This is a genomic window from Nostoc sp. (assembly GCF_036917555.1).
Lineage (GTDB): Bacteria > Cyanobacteriota > Cyanobacteriia > Cyanobacteriales > Nostocaceae > Nostoc.
Genome location: NZ_JBALDD010000084.1, coordinates 1 through 3,639, shown reverse-complemented (window position 1 = coordinate 3,639; position 3,639 = coordinate 1). Strand labels below are relative to the sequence as shown.

4 protein-coding genes are annotated in these 3,639 nt (G+C 39.9%); 1 reads left to right on the top strand and 3 read right to left on the bottom strand.

Annotated features, from left to right (window positions below; translation table 11 throughout):
* Nucleotides 1-802: 802 nt before the first annotated feature.
* Both V7K60_RS32455 and V7K60_RS32450 read right to left on the bottom strand, forming a co-directional pair.
* Nucleotides 803-925, bottom strand: a complete 123-nt coding sequence (locus tag V7K60_RS32455; RefSeq protein WP_334931983.1) for a hypothetical protein — start codon at nt 923-925, stop codon at nt 803-805.
* Between the two features lie 4 nt (nt 926-929).
* A complete protein-coding gene (locus V7K60_RS32450) occupies nt 930-1,280 on the bottom strand; it encodes a 4a-hydroxytetrahydrobiopterin dehydratase (protein WP_334931981.1) in 351 nt (116 codons plus the stop codon).
* 972 nt (nt 1,281-2,252) lie between these two features.
* On the opposite strand from V7K60_RS32450, the gene V7K60_RS32445 reads away from it, so the two are divergent.
* The gene (locus V7K60_RS32445; RefSeq protein WP_334931979.1) at nt 2,253-2,435 is read left to right on the top strand and encodes a hypothetical protein; all 183 of its coding nucleotides are present in this window, start codon (nt 2,253-2,255) and stop codon (nt 2,433-2,435) included.
* Nucleotides 2,436-2,650: 215 nt separating this feature from the next.
* Here V7K60_RS32445 and V7K60_RS32440 read toward each other — a convergent pair whose 3' ends face one another.
* Nucleotides 2,651-3,160 (bottom strand): thiol-disulfide oxidoreductase DCC family protein, encoded by a 510-nt coding sequence (locus tag V7K60_RS32440; RefSeq protein WP_334931977.1) that lies wholly within the window; start codon nt 3,158-3,160, stop codon nt 2,651-2,653.
* Nucleotides 3,161-3,639 lie beyond the last annotated feature (479 nt).

Below are 3,639 nucleotides of genomic sequence, written 5' to 3'. Positions count from 1 at the left end.
AATATTTAAATGTGTCGCTATATTGATCCGTTTCGGCATAGTTCATAGATGCACTCTTGACTTTTATCATAAGCGATTATGCGAACATGATATAACCTCATTTCTGAAGCTATTCAAAGATTGAGCCCTATGTCTAGGCTCAATGTTCAAACTATAGGACTCCTATTTGATTTTTTATGTTTGAGAATTTTTTTAGCTATTTCAATTGCTTGACTATAACTCGGTATGGGTTTTGTAACAAAATCATATTTTAATTCTCGACTCTCTTGATTAGAATGTATGATTATTTCATGATTCTCTAATTCTGATTTTGCGATATTTTCAGATTTAGGAAAATTCAATTGAATCACACAATCATTATTTAGAATTTTTGATTATGTGTCTAATTCAATCATTTCGCCATAATCAAGTCTATGAGCTAGTTCCATTACTTGTGTGGCGATTAATTTTGGCACACTGATTTTAACTGTGTCTTTATTATTCCAAGTTGCCATCACCAGAATGAATTCATCACAAATTCATTTTCCTGCTTTGAGTGCCTAAATATGCATCAACACATATATTCTCATTTATCTAGACTTATTGACATCTAGTGAAATGAGCGTGTGTTGCTTAATCGCTTACTATGTCTAGTTTTCAGACTTTTTCTTAGATCAAACTTAGGTTGTTTTAGGGAAAAAGGGAAAGGAATGAAGAAACTCCCTCTTTAACTTTTTGTCAGGCGCAAGCTTTACGCCGCTACAGGCTGATACTCCCGTAGTTGTTGCCAGTCTTAAGCTGTTAGCTGTTCAAAGGGTAGGTCTTATGCCGGTGATGCCCATCTAGCAGATACGGAACCAAGTAAGACTTTAGAAGAGGCAATTTCAGCACTCAAGGCAAAAATACTAGAACTGTTCCAAGCTTTTTCGCCAGTTTGAAGTCCCACCGCTCTACTTAGTAAACCCAGTAGCGATATCATCGGTCTTAGCTGCCATAATGAAATCGTTGCGATGCAATCCTTGAATCGCGTGTGTCCACCAAGTAACTGTTACCTTGCCCCATTCGGTTAGTAAAGCGGGGTGATGTCCTTGTTTGTCAGCCTCTTCACCTACTTGTTGAGTAAAAGCTAGTGCTGTCTGAAAATCAGGAAAGTTGTAAACACGCTGTAGATGTGACTCACCATTCTCCTCAATCATTTTCCAATTAGGTATCTGAGGCTGAAGTTCAGCAATTTCCGTCTCAGTTACTGGCGGCGAATCACCACTACAGGGAACACAAGTTTTTTGTAGTAAAGCTTCCACTGTTCTTGCTCCTTCACGAGTCACAATTTCAATTGAGTGTGCTGAATCAGTTGTGGTTAGAGATAATCCCTAATTCAGTAGTCTGTTTCTAATTTCAGCTTACTACTACTCCCCTGGAATCGACTAAAATTCTACATCTGATGTCAATCAAAACCTAAAAGGCTAAAGAAGTAATCCAAGGGTTGAATGAAAGAGATAGCTATTGTTTCGGTTCGCTCAAAGGCTGATTTTTTCTTTGATAAGGCCTTTCCAAATAATAAAATGTCCCGCTCTATCAAATATATTTTGGGTTTACCCAAGGACTGGTGGGCGTTGCGCCTGAGGGCGCAACGCGAGAACGGAACATTTTATTTTCTGGAGACCCCTAAGCGATCACTTATGGCACTTCTAGAAAATAAAATGCCCAGCCCAAAGGGAAAGCCAGTTAAGAGAACGTGGTCAACCCGTCTACATTCAGAGGACTCACCGTATCAAATATATTTTGAGCTAGACTTTGGATTAAGGCTCTGAAAGCCCTTCTATGAAACTACTGCGAACGGTGCTTTCATAATTGGTGTTCACGTTCGCAAACGCGAACGGGTTCCATAATCCATTATCCTGCGAGGGGACTGGTATTAAGTTCGGCGAATCAGTGACGATATGTCTGAAGCGAGTGCAACGAAAATAAACTTACGCCATGCTACCTTTGCTGATTTGGATCTATTGCGACATTGGGACGATCAACCTCATGTGATTGCTTCAGACCCTAACGATGACCATTTTTTGAATTCAAAATGCAAAATTAAGAATAAGTAAAAATTTTGAATTGATTAATCCTTCTCAAGAGAGGAGACCAAGGCGAACGTGTCAAAGCCCCACTGATTTTTGGAATCAGTGGTCTACAATCACCTGTAAGGGTTTCAATCCTTACGCTGATTGCAATTTTGAATTAATAATGCAAGAATTTTGAATTGTTTTGACTAGGGCTGAGAGGTGGAACTAGATCGTAATCCTGATTGGAGGGAGCAATTGATTACTCAAATCGAAGGTCGTCCCATCGGATTTATCCAGATCATAAATCCTGCACGAGAGGAAAGTCACTATTGGGGCGATGTCGCAATAGTTTGGCTGAATAGAGAGGATGATAAATTTCTAGAACTCAAGTTGTGTGAATGACTAACACAAACAAATAATTTAAGGCAAAATGGCTTTTTGGAAATGTAAGCTTATGCCTGTAGCTAATGCTCCAGTAGGAGTAGAGTAATCGCCCCGACATTCCCCTACTCCTGCATCATCACTACCAATTCTACCAGCAGCGCTTCAATGATGCGCCACACCTGTTCACCTGTGACTTCAGTTTTAGTAAGACATCGTTTATTGTGAAACTGGGCTTAGTCATCTCCATCCATTAAGCGACAACGGCTTTGGGTCTTGCAAGCAAGTCGAGAAGAACGCTCTCGTACAATAGTCGCTAAATCTGGTCGTTGCGTTAGGAAAAGTCGCCAATCTGCCCAAATCCCATATAGGAAGTCGGCAATAGTACCGATAACTGGTAAGGAAGTTGGAGCATAGACCCAACCCATCCCCAAAATTTCATAAATGCGACGGAAAACCTCAACATTTTTAACTAGCGTTCCGTCTGGCAACACAGCATGAATACGTCCCATTGCAGTTTCATAGTCAACACCGCCATCTGCTTGGGGGTTGTAGTCATCAGCTGCAATATCTACAAACGCCACCAGCCCTCGACCCGCGTCCCGCTTCTTCAAAAAGTTAACCTCACGCAGACACAAGGGACATTGACCGTCATACAGCAGTTTAATTTTTGACGACGGCAGAGTGGATAAAGGCTGGTCTAGAGAGTTGTTGCAACCGTAGGATTGGATTTGTGGTGAGGACATTTCGGGATCTTAACTAAGTTTATTTCCTTACATCAAGCGTAACGTCTCTGGAATTATAAGTAATGCCTAATGTGAATTAAAAACGTCTCTTATCCTGTAAGGTTTTGAGAATTGCCAAAAATTATGCTTTTAGAATTATCAACGAAATTATAGGGGTTCTAACATTTAATTCACATTAAACGTAAGTATCTCACTAACAACAAAAAGTTCTACAATCTTACCCGCAGATGAGAATATTCAGATGCCTGAAATCTGGAACAACCCAGAATTTCCTGAACAAGGTATATGCTATAGGACTAATATTTGATTTCTGAAAAAACTCCGTACATCTGAAGAGATAGAAAATCAAATGTAGTGTTTCGGATAAACCACTCAAACATCCACTTTACAGCGTTTTTCAATTGAATAGACCACAAATTTAGGAAACTAAAGAGGCAGCAAAAATACTCATAGTTATGCCGGCTCCCTACTCAACTGAT

What these genes read in the sequence shown, in the direction of transcription:
- V7K60_RS32440 (WP_334931977.1), bottom strand. Translation starts at nt 3,160, where the DNA reads ATGTCCTCACCACAAATCCAATCCTACGGTTGCAACAACTCTCTAGAC.